Source organism: Nostoc sp. NMS9, assembly GCF_017114995.1.
Lineage (GTDB): Bacteria > Cyanobacteriota > Cyanobacteriia > Cyanobacteriales > Nostocaceae > Nostoc.
Genome location: NZ_JABXKL010000091.1, coordinates 235,837 through 251,741 on the forward strand (window position 1 = coordinate 235,837; position 15,905 = coordinate 251,741).

Annotated in this window: 11 protein-coding genes; 7 read left to right on the forward strand and 4 right to left on the reverse strand. The window is 43.4% G+C overall.

The window, feature by feature from the left end:
* The first annotated feature begins 119 nt into the window (after positions 1-119).
* Together HWQ40_RS30220 and psbA (HWQ40_RS30225) are read left to right on the forward strand one after the other, a co-directional pair.
* Entirely contained in the window at positions 120-1,619 is a 1,500-nt protein-coding gene (locus HWQ40_RS30220; RefSeq protein WP_292785451.1) for an MBOAT family protein, read from the forward strand.
* Between the two features lie 351 nt (positions 1,620-1,970).
* Positions 1,971-3,053, forward strand: coding sequence for a photosystem II q(b) protein (gene psbA, locus HWQ40_RS30225; protein ID WP_292785453.1), 1,083 nt, complete (start codon positions 1,971-1,973; stop codon positions 3,051-3,053).
* A 62-nt stretch (positions 3,054-3,115) separates the two neighbouring features.
* Here the strand turns inward: psbA (HWQ40_RS30225) and HWQ40_RS30230 are convergent, their stop codons facing one another.
* The 3 genes from HWQ40_RS30230 to HWQ40_RS30240 form a co-directional block, all read right to left on the reverse strand.
* The gene (locus HWQ40_RS30230) at positions 3,116-4,261 is read right to left on the reverse strand and encodes a PepSY domain-containing protein (RefSeq protein ID WP_292785455.1); all 1,146 of its coding nucleotides are present in this window, start codon (positions 4,259-4,261) and stop codon (positions 3,116-3,118) included.
* Between the two features lie 143 nt (positions 4,262-4,404).
* Complete coding sequence (locus tag HWQ40_RS30235; RefSeq protein WP_292785457.1) at positions 4,405-7,020, reverse strand: TonB-dependent siderophore receptor; 2,616 nt, start codon at positions 7,018-7,020, stop codon at positions 4,405-4,407.
* Positions 7,021-7,332: 312 nt separating this feature from the next.
* On the reverse strand, positions 7,333-8,385 hold the full coding sequence (locus HWQ40_RS30240) for an AraC family transcriptional regulator (protein WP_292785459.1): 1,053 nt from the start codon (positions 8,383-8,385) through the stop codon (positions 7,333-7,335).
* Positions 8,386-8,484: 99 nt separating this feature from the next.
* Between HWQ40_RS30240 and HWQ40_RS30245 the strand changes: the two genes are divergently transcribed.
* From HWQ40_RS30245 to HWQ40_RS30265, 5 genes are all read left to right on the forward strand, one after another.
* Entirely contained in the window at positions 8,485-9,174 is a 690-nt protein-coding gene (locus HWQ40_RS30245; protein ID WP_292785461.1) for a Uma2 family endonuclease, read from the forward strand.
* A 255-nt stretch (positions 9,175-9,429) separates the two neighbouring features.
* A complete protein-coding gene (gene psbA, locus HWQ40_RS30250; RefSeq protein ID WP_292785463.1) occupies positions 9,430-10,521 on the forward strand; it encodes a photosystem II q(b) protein in 1,092 nt (363 codons plus the stop codon).
* A 337-nt stretch (positions 10,522-10,858) separates the two neighbouring features.
* On the forward strand, positions 10,859-12,250 hold the full coding sequence (locus HWQ40_RS30255) for a malic enzyme-like NAD(P)-binding protein (RefSeq protein ID WP_292785465.1): 1,392 nt from the start codon (positions 10,859-10,861) through the stop codon (positions 12,248-12,250).
* 323 nt (positions 12,251-12,573) lie between these two features.
* On the forward strand, positions 12,574-14,862 hold the full coding sequence (locus HWQ40_RS30260) for a PhoD-like phosphatase (RefSeq protein WP_292785467.1): 2,289 nt from the start codon (positions 12,574-12,576) through the stop codon (positions 14,860-14,862).
* Positions 14,863-14,943: 81 nt separating this feature from the next.
* Positions 14,944-15,417 carry a hypothetical protein gene (locus HWQ40_RS30265; RefSeq protein WP_292785468.1) on the forward strand — a complete coding sequence of 158 codons (474 nt, stop codon included), beginning with the start codon at positions 14,944-14,946 and terminating at the stop codon, positions 15,415-15,417.
* A 94-nt stretch (positions 15,418-15,511) separates the two neighbouring features.
* On the opposite strand, the gene HWQ40_RS30270 is transcribed toward HWQ40_RS30265, so the two are convergent.
* Complete coding sequence (locus tag HWQ40_RS30270; protein WP_292785470.1) at positions 15,512-15,877, reverse strand: hypothetical protein; 366 nt, start codon at positions 15,875-15,877, stop codon at positions 15,512-15,514.
* Between the last annotated feature and the right edge of the window lie 28 nt (positions 15,878-15,905).

Here is a 15,905-nt window from a genome sequence, read left to right on the forward strand (position 1 = left end):
GGGAATGGGGATAAGGGAGCAGAGGAAGCAGGAGAAGAAGAATTATTGATTAATAACCAATGCCCAATGCCCAGTGCCCAATGCCCAATGACAAATGACAAATGACAAATGACTAAAAAATGAACTTTATATCAATTTTATATGGGCTGTTCCTGTTGAGTGTGTTAGGAATTTACTGGTCTTTAGCACAACATAAATTGCGATTGTGGACACTGCTAATTGCTAGTTTGGTTTTCTATGCATCTTTGCACATTCAATACATACCATTACTATTAGCATTAACATTTATTAATTTCCGTGTCGGACTGGAAATTGGGAACAATACATCACCAGGAAAACATTCTCTTGATTGGCAAATTTCTAATGAAGAGTGGCAATTTGCTCAAGTTGATTGGAATCGTCGCCGTCTAAAGGTTTTGTGGCTGGGCATAAGTATAAATGTTTTACTGCTATTAGCTTTTAAGTATTTTACCCCTTTATTCAAGTTTGTTTTTCATGTCCAAACAAACTCACCAGATAGCTCTTTTAAATTAATTGCACCCTTGGGAATTTCATTTTTCACCTTTGAATGTATTGCTTATTTAATAGATGTCTATCGCGGTGCCCCTGCTACTGATAATTTTCTCAAATTTGCTACATACAAATTATTCTTCGCCAAACTGATTTCAGGGCCGATTACGCGCTATCACAACTTAGCAAATCAATTTCATACACTAGAATTACCCAGTACTAATAGAGTAGCTGAAGCGCTGTGGTTGATTGCTAGGGGCGCAGTCAAAAAAGGTATTTTTGCAGACCACTTGGGAATTTTCGTAGATTTATGTTTTGGTAATTTGCAACGGGCGGGTAGTACCGATATCTGGTTAGCTACATTCGCTTATGGCTTGCAGTTATATCTAGATTTCAACGGTTACGTAGACATTGCCCGTGGTAGTGCTATGCTTTTCGGCTTAGTTCTACCTGAAAATTTTGACTTCCCTTATTTCAGCACCAATATTTCAGAATTTTGGCGGCGCTGGCATATGACTCTAGGAGATTGGCTACGTAACTATGTCTACTTTCCTTTGGGTGGTTCCCGTCGGGGTTTAGTCCGTACCTGCTGGAATTTATTTATTGTGATGCTGATTGCTGGTATCTGGCACGGTGCTGCTTTGGGTTATGTCGTTTGGGGCATATTCCACGGATTAGCTTTGGTGGTTCATCGACTCACAGATTCTATAAGCGATCGCTTTGAAAATCTAGAACAATTCTGGCAAAATCCTCTGGGTATCTTTGTCGCTTGGTTCTTAACTCAACTGATGGTTTTTACCTCTTGGATTTGGTTCCGTCTACCTAACCTCCAAGACTCTTCTTTGGTAATTCGGCATCTTTGGGGTTATCCGGCTGACGCCCAGTTTGCTGAAAAGGTCTATGTCGAAGCCTTAAATATGAGCCAATCCCAACTCGCTTGGGTACTTCTAGCTTTAGCTGCCCTTATGGCTGTAGTCTATGCCTTCAATCGAATACTGAAGTTAGAGTTTAACTGGCCCCTTAAGCTTGTCTTTGTCCCCCTATGTTTTTACGCTGTTTGGTTATTAGCTCCAGAAGGCAGTTTGCCCTACATCTACTTTGATTTTTAACTCAACCATCAGGCAACATAGAATTTATTATCTCGTTACAAATCAGCAAGACTTAAAATTTTTCCCACAGGCTAATTGTAAAGAAGTGTAAAGGAAAGTAACCAGGCGACCGCATCATTGAAAGTGATAGCTAGTTTATTGTTGAAATAGCTTAAAAAGCCTCAATCCATTACTTTTATCACTATTGTTAATAGTAGGAAAACTTTACAGTTCGATGAGCTTGTTAAAGAATTAGATTACAGAATATTAAGTCACAGTTCGCGTCCAAGTAAATTCATGTAAACTGTATTTCAACAGGCGAAAATCAAAGCGCTTGTTCCATATTTAACAACCCATAGCACTTATAAAACAATGACCACAACCTTACAACGGCGCTCCGGCGCTAGCGTATGGGATCGCTTCTGCGAGTGGATTACCAGCACCGACAACCGTATATACATCGGTTGGTTTGGTGTACTCATGATCCCAACCCTACTAGCTGCTACAACCTGCTTCGTAATTGCTTTCATCGCTGCTCCTCCTGTGGACATTGATGGCATCCGCGAACCAGTTGCAGGTTCTTTGATCTACGGAAACAACATCATCTCTGGTGCAGTTGTTCCTTCTTCAAATGCCATCGGCTTGCACTTATACCCAATCTGGGAAGCTGCTTCCTTAGATGAGTGGTTGTACAACGGTGGCCCTTACCAGTTGGTAGTTTTCCACTTCTTGATCGGTTGCGCTGCCTACCTTGGTCGTCAGTGGGAACTTTCTTACCGCTTAGGTATGCGTCCTTGGATCTGCGTAGCTTACAGCGCACCTTTGGCTTCTGCTACCGCAGTATTCTTGATCTACCCAATCGGTCAAGGTTCATTCTCTGATGGTATGCCTTTGGGTATCTCTGGAACCTTCAACTTCATGATTGTGTTCCAAGCAGAACATAACATCTTGATGCACCCCTTCCACATGTTAGGTGTGGCTGGTGTATTCGGCGGTTCATTGTTCTCTGCAATGCACGGCTCTCTAGTAACTTCTTCCTTGGTGCGTGAAACCACCGAAACCGAATCTCTTAACTACGGTTACAAGTTCGGTCAAGAAGAAGAAACCTACAACATCGTTGCAGCCCACGGCTACTTCGGTCGTTTAATCTTCCAATACGCTTCCTTCAACAACAGCCGTTCACTGCACTTCTTCCTCGCAGCTTGGCCTGTCGTCGGTATCTGGTTCACCGCCTTGGGTATCAGCACGATGGCATTTAACCTGAACGGTTTTAACTTCAACCAATCAATCATTGATTCCCAAGGTCGCGTCATCAGCACCTGGGCAGACGTAATCAACCGCGCTAACCTGGGTATGGAAGTAATGCACGAGCGTAACGCTCACAACTTCCCCCTAGACTTAGCTGCTGGTGAAGTTGCTCCTGTAGCAATGACTGCTCCTGCTATCAACGGTTAATACTTCAGTATTAGCTAAATAAAAAGCGCCCTCCAGAAATGGGGGGCGCTTTTTTGTTGTAATTATTTTAAAACGGAGCGTTTAATAAATCCTGTAGTAGATTTTGTTCTATAGCGATCGCGCCACATTACAAAACCAGTAATGAACAAAATCAACGGTGTAAGTCCGACAAATACATAGAGTATGCGGGATGTAAGTCCCAAAAAAGTGCCGTAATGCAGAGGAGTAAAGGAGTTGAGGACGCGATCACCCAACGACGACTTCAGCGCATTATTGAACCGCAAAACCTTACCACTGTATTGGTCGAGATACACGTTACTATTGCCGTACTCATCCTTTTCCTGGGGCAGCTTAAAGCGAAACCTTAAGGCACTTTCCGGTTTTGCAGGGAAATCAATGCTTCGGAGCGATGCATCGGGTAATATTGCCTGAGCCGTTTTAAGTTGCTTTGGCAGTTTTAACGGAGTCAGTCCGGGAATCGGTTTAGAAACAGGATCGGCCGCCTGCTCTGAACTAAACGTCGTAACATAGATGAGCGGATACGTGAACTCGCCGAAATTCCAGCAGAAACCTGTAAAAAACGTTAAGACGAGAAAAACTGCGGCGACAATCCCTGCCACTTTGTGAATGTCAAAGTTCACCCGCATGGGGTGAGCATTCCACTTAATTTTGAAGCCTGCGTTCAGCTTTCGCCAACCGGGCCAGAGGATAATGCCCGTAATACTGAGAATGCACCCAAGCAAGCCAACGATACCAGTAATTTTCAGACCGATATCACCAGCTAATAGGGTGAAATGCAGATCATAAGCGATTTTGAAAAAGTGTTCTATGCCATTGGTTTGTACATTATTGCCAAGAATGACTCCCGTATAGGGATGGACGTAATTTTCGATCCAATCGTTTTCTTTGGTTGCATACACAACATTGAATGGCTCATCGGGTTTTGGTGGTAGATAAAGCCTTTGGAGAAAGGCATCCGGTTGATTAGCATAAGCAGATTTCACTGTATTGATAATTGTCTCAATCGGTAACGGCTCACCTTGAGGAGCGATCGCTCCAATCCGTTGATGTAGTTGAATGCTAATAATTTCATGCTGAAAAACTAGCAGACTTCCTGTTAAACCAACCATAATCGCAATCAGTCCCACTGCTAAACCAATGTAGCGGTGCAGAATCAATAAAATGTTACGTAGTTTTTTATAACTCAAGGCAGACGCTCCTTTGTATAATGTCAGGCTTGATTTTTACCCCCCTCAATCCTCCCGATGTATTGGGGGGAAGAAGAATCTTTTATAAGGGCAGAAGAAGAATCATGTTCCCTCCCCTTTATAAGGGGAGGGTTAGGGTGGGGTCAAAACTCCACAGAAATGGTTCCCTGTAAAGTAAATGGTGCTTGGGGGAAGGTGAGGTAGTCGTTTGATTCATAATATTTGACATTGAAGATGTTCTTAAAGTTGAGCGCAGCCCGCCAATTATCGCGTTTATAAGAGATAGAAGCATCGGTTCTGACATAAGAGGGAAGGGTAAATGGATCGTCGATGTTGGCAGTGCGATCGCCCACAAAAAACATCCCTGCCCCAATTCCCAGCCCTCTCAAGTCACCCTTTTGAAATTGATATGTTGTCCACAAACTCGCTCCCTGAGTTGGTGCATTTGTCAGACGGCGACCTTCGGGAAGATTATTATAACTTTTGCTCACAAACGCATCATTTAAGTAGCCGGAAGCAATAACTCTCCAGCCTGGTGAAATTTCCCCCCCAATATCCAGTTCAATCCCTCGGCTTTTCACTTCTCCAATTGCGATAAAGTATTCATCAGTGGTATTCTTAAGGTCTGTAGTCGGAATGTTGGTTTTGCTGATGTCATACACTGCAAGCGTGGCTGACAATCGTTTATCAAAAAGTTCAGCTTTAATGCCTACTTCATACTGAGTCCCGCGCGAAGGCTCTAGCGGTTGTCCACTCGCAGTTCTAGAATTATTATTGGGAACAAAAGAACTACTGTAGCTGGCATAGAGCGAAATCGGTTCAATCGGTTGATAGACAATGCCAACGCGGGGTGAAAAAGCACTATCATAAAATTCAGTCGGCGCGGATTGACCGTCCCCACTACTGTATTCCACAAAATCATATCTACCGCCAGCTAGTAATTTGAGATTTGGGAGCAATGTCACCTGATCTTGCAGGTAAATGCCGGTGGTGGTGGTAGTTTGCTCGAAGAAACTATTGGGATTTGCTATGCGTGGTAAGCCATAGGCTGGATTTAAAATATCGAATGACCCCTCATAAACCCCACCGATACCCTGATCAGCCTGATACCTTTTGCGCCATTCCAACCCTAACAGCAGTTGATGGGCGATCAAACCAGTTTTGAAGTCACCAATCAAATCCGTTTGCAACGCATAGTTGTCAACGTCACTCGGTCCGCCAAAGTACTCTCGACCTGTCAACGTGCGACCGTCTGCGTCCAGTTCTCCGGGTTGAGTTACAATACTGTTGTATTTCTCAGAGAGGTAGAGAAAGCCGCTTCTGAGGCGTAGATTCTGATTAAACCGATGATTTAGCGTTAAATTGAGGCGATGCTCCTCGTTGTCTTGAAAATCATCAGGTTCGCCGATATTCAGATTTATGGGCACTTTTAAAAAGGCAGAGACAGGTCGCAAGCCGCGATCGAACCCTAGTTTCGCGTTTAGATATTCATAGGCTAAGGTGATGTCGGTTGAGTCGTTAACCTGATAGGTGACAACGGGAGCGATAAAAACGATATCATTGTCAATGAAATCTCGGTAGCTACCGGAGTTTTCATAGGAAACATTCAAGCGGTACAGCAATCGTTTGTCATTGCTAAGAGGCCCAGTCAAATCGATCGTACTTTTGTAGAAGTCGTAGCTTCCGGCAGTTAAATCGACTGCATAGTAAGGAGTACTCAAGGGTTTCTTGGTGACATAATTCACGATTCCACCTGGCTCTAATGCCCCGTATAGCACCGAAGCAGGCCCCTTTAGTACCTCTACTTGTTCAATATTGCCACCATCGACGAAGAAAGGCTGAGTGGCAAATCCATCCCTTAAGAAACCACTAGAGAAGCCCCGAGACCGAACATCTCCGATCAGGTTACCATAGCCAGATGCGAGTGTTGTGCCTGAAACGTTGCGAGTCGCATCGGTAATTCGCGTAATACCCTGATCTTTGATCACTTGTTGAGGAATCACTTGAATCGACTGGGGAATATCACGTAAAGGTGTATCAGTCCTAGTTGCAGTTGATGCTTCTGGCACAGTGTATCCGTCTTGCTCACCTGTAACCACCAGTTCGATCGGTTCGTCAGTAGAAGCTGATGGTTGATCTGGCTGTGTTTGTTGTGACTCCTCCCCTTCCCTTGGGAGTGCCGTAGGCGGGGTGGAGTTTTGCGCTGGGGGTTGCTGTGCGGTAGACACAGTTGGCGTTAAACCAAAAATCAAGCCTTCATCACTATTAAACAACTCGATTTTTGGCACTCCCTCTTCACCCGTTACCGTCACCCGAATACTATTGGCATCTACTTGAGTAACTGTAACGGCGGTAATTCCTGCAACTGGATTGTCAGAGCGAAACTCCTTCGCATTTGGCAAAGCTAATTGGCTATTAGAAATATCTGTAATTAATATCTTCCCCTCATTGCGACTTATTAGCTTTAGTCTTTCACCTTCTTTGGTTTCGAGAATTACTTCTATACCAGTCTTGGTATTGTTTACCCGTACTCCTGTCACTTGTACTGGTGACTGGGCGTTAGGAGTTGAAGATTGAGATAGCAAATCTTTAATATTGGTCGCTGGTTTATCAATCTCACGCAATCGAGGGATTTTAACCACTATTGACCCTTTTTTGTCCTCCTTTACTTGGGGAATCTGCTCAATTACTTTTGCAAAAGCAGGTTGAATTAGTAGCACAGAAAGTACACTTACCACGAAGAGTTGTCGTTTAAACATTGTCGTCCCACACACCACACTTATTAATCTGACTGGCAAGAGTACCTAAATTTTTTCAGCTAATTAAAAAAGATTTGCAAGTAGTATATGGGATTTTGGCAATGATTTTCTCTTCAAGCCGGACTTTTTTCTCTTCAAGCCGGACTGTTTATGGATGAATTTGACCCCTCCCTAACCCTCCCCTTATAAAGGGGAGGAAACTAGATTTCTGTTTCCCCCCAATACATCGGGGGGATTAAGGGTGGTAATTCACACAGTAGCCTTGGTAAGGGGGGACGCGATAGGCGGGGGGTAATATAAAGTTATGGAAGCTTAACCCAGAGAGATTCTACCTGCTATCTGGTAAGCCTTGGGATTAATGCCAAATTTGCGTCGGAAAGCAGCACAAAAAGCTGTGGGGCTGGCATAACCTACTCTAGCTGCAACTCCTGCAACAGTCATTTTTTCTGCTAACAGTAGTTTTTGTGCTTGCTGCATTTGGTAATCATGCAAGTATCCAAAGACGGTATTACCAAATACATGACGAAATCCTTGCTTGAGTTTGCGTTCATTAAGTCCCACTTGTTGCGCTAAAGCGATTAAAGATACTGGGCTATGGAGATTATTGATTAAAATTTCCCTAGCTTGATAAATGCGATCGCACTCATCCTGTTTTAGGCTAAAGTACTGATCCCTAGACTTGTCAGTTTCAACCAGTTGGCTAAACTGCAAAGCAATGAGTTCCAATGTCTTTGCTTCTAGGTAGACACGTCTCATCATTCCTTGGTAAGGACAGTGGATAATTTGTCGCACTGCTAAATGCATTGCAGATGTCATCTTGCCAACATCTAGATGAAATAAAGGCACTGAGTCGACTTCGATTAATGGTTTGAGGACATCGGGAAGAGAATCTTCCTGTCCCGCAGTTAAAGTTCGCAGCAAATGAGACTCAACTCGAATGCGGATATTTTGCAAAAGTCCGGTAGGGTGTACCTCAATTTCGCGGGTTCCGGGCAAAAAAAATAAATAATTTTCTCCCGCCTGTTCGCAATTATCCTCTTTAATGCCGTAAATTTGCTCTCTGCAACCGCCTGTCACGATAAAGGCTAAAGTCAAGGGAAAAGACTCAGAATGTTGCCCTTCGTCTCCCCAAGTTATGGGAGTTTCATAATTACCAAACTGCAAGTAGAGTCCAGGACGTAACTCGATGACTTGAATAAAGCCTTTTTTAAGTGCATGTTGCCAGGTTTCAACATATTCAAAATCGTTGGATTGACAGGTAATTTCACCTGTTTCTAAACCTTCAAGCCATAGTTCATCAAAGTCAGCTTCTGTAAAGATAATTGTCATGGTTAAATGAGAAAGATTTTTATTGCTTGCTCTCATTTTCCCATTTGCATAGACGCCCTCTCGGCGGCTTGTAGAAGACATCGCGCTCCACTATGTTAAATTCAAGCTACAACTCCTGTGATCAGGAATTAGGTAATGGCGGCTTCTGTGGAACATGGCTTAGATAATAGCGCTTTTATCCCTCCTTTAGAAAGTGGCGATCGCTTAACCCGCTACCAATTCGAGCGTCGGTATATAGCAATGCCCAATAAAAAAGCAGAATTAATTGAAGGAGTCGTCTATGTGGCATCACCACTGCGCTTTAGAAGTCATGGTTTACCTCATGGAAACTTAATTGTCTGGTTAGGAAATTACAAAGTTTCCACCCCAGGCGTAGAGCTAGGCGACAATGCTACTGTGCGCTTGGATTTAGACAATGAACCACAGCCTGATGTCTTGCTGTTGATAGATAAACCAAACAGGGGACAGGCACAAATAAGTGAAGATGATTACGTAGAAGGCGCACCGGAATTAGTAGCAGAAGTAGCAGCCAGTAGTGCATCGATTGATTTGTACGACAAAAAACGCGCCTACCGCCGCAACGGAGTGCAGGAATATATCGTCTGGCAGACTTTAGAGAATAAACTCGACTGGTTTTGTTTGCAAAATGGTGAATATTTACCACTCGTGGCAGATGCAGATGGTGTGATTAAAAGTAGGGTATTTCCAGGTTTGTGGTTAGCTGTAACATCACTAATCACAGAAGATATGACGAAAGTTTTAGCAGTGCTGCAACAAGGGTTAAATTCAAAAGAACACGCTGAGTTTGTTGAGAGTTTAACTTAGCAAAACTTAAAAATAATGTCTTGAAAAATACAAATTATTAATGTAAAACGTGATATTAGGAGCCGGGAAAGTTTTCCCTTTTTTCAGACAGTCTCCCTTGGGAAATTAGTTAACAGTATTTTTGGTGTGAGGTAATTGCAGAGAGTCCTGGCGATTAGGGAGAAGGTATTTGGCGAAAGTCTTTGAAAACAGCTTAATTCTCAATTCTTAAAAATTGGGAAAGTTTGTTATCAGCCATTTATAAACAACACAGTTATGACCACAACTCTAGGAAAAAGCGAAAGCGGCAACCTGTGGGATCGTTTCTGTCAATCGATTACTAGCACCGATAATCGGCTTTACATCGGCTGGTTCGGCGTTTTAATGATTCCTACCCTATTGACCGCTACCATCTGTTTCATTATTGCCTTTATTGCCGCACCACCCGTTGATATTGACGGCATTCGGGAGCCAGTTTCTGGTTCTTTATTATACGGCAATAATATCATCACTGGTGCTGTTGTACCTACATCTAATGCAATTGGTTTGCATTTCTACCCCATTTGGGAAGCTGCTTCAATGGATGAATGGCTCTACAATGGCGGCCCTTATCAACTCATTGTCTTGCACTTCTTGATTGGTATCTTCTGCTGGCTCGGTAGGCAATGGGAGTTAAGCTATCGTCTGGGGATGCGTCCTTGGATTTGCCTTGCTTACTCTGCGCCTGTAGCTGCTGCAACTTCGGTTTTCTTAATTTACCCAATTGGTCAAGGTAGCTTTTCTGACGGGATGCCTCTCGGTATTAGCGGCACTTTTAATTTCATGTTAGTATTCCAAGCCGAGCATAACATTCTCATGCACCCATTCCATGAATTAGGAGTAGCGGCGGTGTTCGGTGGTGCTTTGTTCGCAGCAATGCACGGTTCTTTGGTGTCTTCCTCTTTAGTCAGAGAGACAACTGAAGCTGAATCTATAAACTATGGGTACAAGTTTGGTCAAGAACAAGAAACCTATAGCATCGTAGCGGCTCACGGTTACTTTGGGCGGTTAATCTGGCAATATGCCAGCTTTAACAACTCGCGTTCTTTACACTTTTTCTTGGCTGCTTGGCCTGTAGTTGGTATCTGGTTAACGGCATTGGGCATCAGTACAATGGCGTTCAACCTCAACGGGTTCAACTTTAACCAATCAATTCTTGATTCCAAAGGTCATGTAATTAATACATGGGCAGATGTGCTAAACCGCGCCAATTTGGGTATAGAAGTGATGCACGAACGCAATGCTCACAACTTCCCCCTGGATTTGGCGGCGGGTGAGGCAGTACCTGTGGCAACAATGTCTACGACGGGCTACGCCTACGCCCTGTAATTCACGGTTAATTGTAAGTTAAAATTCACTGCGCTCTCTGTCTAGAGGGCGCTTTTTTTATGCATGAAGCTATAGTTATACAAATATTTACACAGATAAAATATTAAAAAAATATCTGGTGTATTTGGGTACAATTACTAAATTGTTACTCATTTATATTAGTAAATGCATTGGTATAAATAAAAATAATTATCAAAACTGTAAGCAGTGAGTAAACTAACTACTGAAGGTTATCCCAGGGGTTTACATACATTGTGTTTCCACAAACTACAAATCTCAGATTTTAGTTTTTGTCTCAATTCAATATAAAATCTAAAACTTAAAATCCAAAATCAACATGGCAGACCTAACTCCTAATTCTAGTTTTAGTTTGACACTGCGCTTGCAGATTCCCAATCGTGTAGGGATGTTGGCGTCGGTAACACATGCGATCGCAACCACTGGTGGTAATCTCGGTCAAATTGATTTAATCGAGCAAACCCGCAAAGAATCTACCCGCGATCTAACTGTAGATGCTGCTAGTACTGAACACGCTGAAACCATTGTGCAAGCAGTCAAAGCATTGCCAGATATCAAGTTACTCAGTGTTTACGATCGCACCTTTAATTTGCATCGCGGTGGCAAAATCAGCATTACCAGTAGAATTCCCCTGAAAAGTGTTTCCGATTTGGCAATGGCTTACACACCCGGAGTCGGTCGAATTTGTACAGCGATCGCTCAAGACCCAGAGGAAGTTTACAACTTAACCATCAAACAAAACACCGTTGCTATTGTTACCGATGGTAGTGCCGTTTTGGGTTTAGGAAATCTCGGCCCAGCAGCAGCCCTACCAGTCATGGAAGGCAAAGCAATGCTATTCAAGGAATTTGCGGGGCTGGATGCTTTTCCCATTTGTCTCGCCACCCAAGATACAGAAGAAATTATCCAGGCAGTTAAGAATATTGCTCCGGTATTTGGGGGTGTGAATTTAGAGGATATTGCTGCACCTCGCTGCTTTGAAATCGAAAAGAGATTACGCCAAGAGTTAGATATCCCCGTTTTTCACGACGATCAGCACGGTACAGCAATTGTCACCTTGGCAGCGTTATTTAATTCCCTGAAACTGGTACATAAATCCTTAGCAGAAATCAAGATTGTGATTAATGGTGCTGGGGCAGCGGGAGTGGCGATCGCTCGGTTACTCCGTAAAGCTGGGGCAGAAAAAATCTGGATGTGCGACTCTAAAGGGATTATCTCTACCAGTCGCACCGATTTAACAGAGGAAAAACTCGAATTTGCTGTGAAAGGTCAGGGTACATTAGCGGGTGCAATGCAAGGGGCAGATGTATTTATTGGTGTTAGCGCACCAGGAGTTTTGACACCAGAAATGGTGCAATCGATGGCGAAAGATCCAATTGTGTTTGCAATGGCAAATCCGATTCCAGAGATTCAGCCAGAATTAATCAGTAAAGATGTTGCCGTCATCGCTACCGGTCGCAGTGATTACCCAAATCAAATCAATAACGTCCTTGCTTTTCCTGGGGTATTTCGTGGTGCTTTGGATTGTCGGGCACAGACAATTACCATCAAAATGTACTTAGAAGCTGCAAGTGCGATCGCCTCTTTAGTTAAGCCTTCAGACTTGGATCGGGAACATATTATTCCTTCAGTCTTTGATGAGCGCGTCGTTACTGCTGTTGCTGCTGCTGTGCAACGCGCCGCGCGGGAAGAAGGTATCGCGCGGAATTAATTAACTCAAATAATCACTTTTATCGTAAAGTCAAGGGTTTAAGACCCCTACGTCTACACGTAGTATCAGTTGAGTTGGGGTTTAAATCCCCAACTCCAACTGTCTTTAATTTTGAATTTTGAATTTTGAATTTTGAATTTTGAATTGTTAAGGGATGGGTATCTAGCTCGTCCCTGAGCTTTTAGGCTGCAATCAATTTGCGCTATGAACTGATGTTAAACAGATGAGAATTAATGCATTATTGGTGATTAGATGAGTTGGGGCTACCAATTTAGGAGCAAAGTAACACATCTAAAACGCCGTCACTTTGTTAACTGTTTGCAATGAAGTATCAAGTTGGGGATGAGTTTTTACAAGAACTACCACTGATTTTAGGGGGGCCAATCCTCAAACATACTGAGCCAGAGTCAGTGACAGTATGGGTGGCACTGAAACAGTTTTGTCAGGTAGAACTTAAGGTTTATCACACAACAAATGATGGTGAAGCACTAGGAAATTGCTTATTGGAGGGAGAACGCTCTACCTTTGCTCTGGGTAAGTATCTTCATGTACTTGCCATCACGGCTCGGTCTACAATTGGACATCGCCTAACTGGAGGTCGCATCTATGCATACGACCTCCAGTTTACTCTTGCTGACCAAACCACGGAAACTCTGCAACAAGCATTATGTTCAAACTCCTCTCCTCCAGTCAGCATTAGCTACTTCGATCATCAAAAACCAACCTTTGTTCTGCCGCCAAGCCATCTTCAAGATTTGCAAATTGTCCATGCTTCCTGCCGTAAACCTCATGGTCATGGGTTTGATGCATTGCCGATTCTCGACAGTATGATTCAGGCGTCAGCAAATCAACCCCAACGCCGCCCTCACCAACTGTTCCTCACCGGAGATCAAATTTACGGTGACGATGTAGCAGATCCGTCGTTGTGGGTTGCCACTACTCTTGGTGATGCCCTCTTGGGTTGGGAAGAACAACTTCCTGTAAATGGAATGTACTGCACTCCCCAGCAACTAATACCTGGAGAGCGGGCTGATGTGGCGACAAATCAAGCTGGTTTGACCGCAGGATTACATAATAAAGCTGAGAAAGTCAACAGTCATCTTTTCAGTCTGGGTGAATATTACGCTACTTATTTACTAGCTTGGTCGCCAGTGTGCTGGCCGACAACATTTCCCAAAGGACAGCAAGTAACGAGCGATCGCCATGCTATCAAAGACTGGAATCGCGCAGTCAAGCATTTGCGACAATTCATTTATACCCTTTGGAAAGTGCGCCGCGCCCTTGCCAATATCCCCATACACAGCATCTTTGATGACCATGATGTTAGTGATGACTGGAATTTAAACCAAGCTTGGTGTTTGCGAGTGCTGGGGCGTCCATTAGGGCGAAGAATAGTCCAAAATGCATTGTTAGCCTACACAGTATTTCAAGGATGGGGCAATACACCTGGGCAATTTGCGGAAGGAAAACCAGGTGAAAAGCTGTTGGTGGCTGCACAAGCTTGGTCAGCTTCTCAAGGAACAGATGCAAAGGCTGATGAGGCGATCGCTCGTTATGTAGGAATGCCAGCCAACGATCCCCATACAGACTTACCTATTTTAGTCCGAGACGGTACAGTATTTATTCTAGATCGGCATCCTGAAGCGCTGACTTGGCACTACATAGTCCGCAGCGATTGCCATGAAGTAATTGTGCTGGATACGCGTACATGGCGGGGTTATCCAGCCGATCAAAAACCAATTGCGCCGCCGATGCTGTTGTGTCCAAAGGCTTTTGAGCAACAACTACTTTTACCTTTACAACAAATAGATGAACAAACTCAGATTAAAACTACATTTGTGATTGCGCCCACTAATGTATTTGGATTACAAGTGATTGATTGGATTCATCATTGGCACTTAAAACAGGAGAAAGTTTTTTCAACAGATGTTGGAGATGCCTGGAACATTAATGTTGAAGCACTGGCGAAATTCCTAACTACTTTGTTTGAAGAACGTCAACAAGTCGTGATTCTATCTGGGGATATTCACTACAGTTCTGTTGCTCACTTATCTTATGCACGCACCCATTCCAAATTACAATCTGTCTTGGTACAGTTAACTGCTAGTGCATTGAAGAATGAAGAGATTTTGACGCGGCTGATTCATACACGATTGAAAGATTGGCTCCTCCCAGAACAGGTACGACATTGGATAGGCTGGATCAACCCACCCAATATGGTAGAAATTTCCGAGAAACAATTACACCATAATCGTCAGCTGCTGAATGATCCTGACTGGCATTGTGTGCTGGAGTGGATACCTAGAAACAGTGTTCAGACTTCTACCTACACAGCAGATATATTATCATTGATCGCTCCTTGGAAACGAGCCGAAAATACCAAATGGAAATGGTTGCAACCCCTGATATTTTGGAAATCTCGTTGGTTTCAGGAAGGACGAGAAGTTGTTGGATTGAATAATTTAGCTCTGGTTCACTTTGAGTTAGCAGATGAGAGTAATTCTTGCAAAGTTATGCAAGATTTGTACTGGTTTTCTTGTTGGTATCCAACCCAAATTGTTTACAGCCGTTTTGAGAGCCAGTTAACGCCGAATCAGTCTTTATTACGATGATCAGCTTTGCTGTGTGAATAGAAATTTTAGTTGTATATGTGGGCACTCTAGATTTAAGAAACATACTGGAGAGTGATTTCTATGTCCACGACCCCAATTAGTGCAACACTGGCACAAACAGAGAGAGATGCTGTGTTACAAGCGATTAGCACGATTAAAGAAAAGTTACCATTTTTAGTTGATTTGAGTTCCGACGATCGCAAGACTTTACCTAAGATGGGCGATAAGAGTCGCGCCTTTGTAAGCATTGCATTAGAGGTGGCGGTCCAGAACCCAGAGTTTTTACCGCGATCGTTCGATTTGGAAGAGATGCGGAAAGACGTACAATTATTTGAAGCGTTGTATCCGGTGTTGTTATCCTTAACACAATTGCAAGAACTCGTGGATGATACTTCTTTGGCAGTGGGCAGTGAAGCTTATGCAGCAGCGTTGCAGGTGTATAGCTACGCCAAAGCCAGTGGACAAGGGGCGGGTTTAGATACAGTGGTTGCGGAAATGGGAAAACGATTCACTCGTAAACCTGTAAAGTCCGAGCTTAAAGAACCAATGTTGTAGAAAATAAGTTGGTAGTTGCACGTCAAAAGTAAAACATTAGAGCTTCAGAACTTGAATGTTGGAGTTAAAAGCACGACATTTCGAGTTCTGAAGCTCAATTTTTGGAGTTCAGAGGCTCAACGTTCGAGCAAAAAGGTGCAACTTCCGAGTTCAGAGGCTCAACGTTCAAGCAAAAAGGTGCAACTTTCGAGTTCAGAAGCTCAACGTTCAAGCAAAAAGGTGCAACTTCCGAGTTCAGAGGCTCAACGTTCAAGCAAAAAGGTGCAACTTCCGAGTTCAAAGGTTCAACGTTCGAGTAAAAAGGTGCAACTTCCGAGTTCAGAGGCTCAACGTTCGAGTAAAAAGGTGCAACTTCCGAGTTCAGAGGTTGAAAATTGAGATTTTGAAGGCGATCGCAAAAATATTTATCTCGAACACTCGTCTCTGAAGCGGCATTATTAAGGGTTAGTGAGGTTAACATAGTAAAAATGTTTTCAGCCTCTTGTTGG

Coding starts and splice junctions, on each gene's coding strand:
- HWQ40_RS30255 (WP_292785465.1), top strand. CDS start 10,859: ATGGCAGACCTAACTCCTAATTCTAGTTTTAGTTTGACACTGCGCTTG.
- HWQ40_RS30240 (WP_292785459.1), bottom strand. CDS start 8,385: ATGAGAGCAAGCAATAAAAATCTTTCTCATTTAACCATGACAATTATC.
- HWQ40_RS30220 (WP_292785451.1), top strand. CDS start 120: ATGAACTTTATATCAATTTTATATGGGCTGTTCCTGTTGAGTGTGTTA.
- HWQ40_RS30245 (WP_292785461.1), top strand. CDS start 8,485: ATGGCGGCTTCTGTGGAACATGGCTTAGATAATAGCGCTTTTATCCCT.
- HWQ40_RS30265 (WP_292785468.1), top strand. CDS start 14,944: ATGTCCACGACCCCAATTAGTGCAACACTGGCACAAACAGAGAGAGAT.
- HWQ40_RS30235 (WP_292785457.1), bottom strand. CDS start 7,020: ATGTTTAAACGACAACTCTTCGTGGTAAGTGTACTTTCTGTGCTACTA.
- psbA (WP_292785453.1), top strand. CDS start 1,971: ATGACCACAACCTTACAACGGCGCTCCGGCGCTAGCGTATGGGATCGC.
- psbA (WP_292785463.1), top strand. CDS start 9,430: ATGACCACAACTCTAGGAAAAAGCGAAAGCGGCAACCTGTGGGATCGT.
- HWQ40_RS30260 (WP_292785467.1), top strand. CDS start 12,574: ATGAAGTATCAAGTTGGGGATGAGTTTTTACAAGAACTACCACTGATT.
- HWQ40_RS30270 (WP_292785470.1), bottom strand. CDS start 15,877: ATGTTAACCTCACTAACCCTTAATAATGCCGCTTCAGAGACGAGTGTT.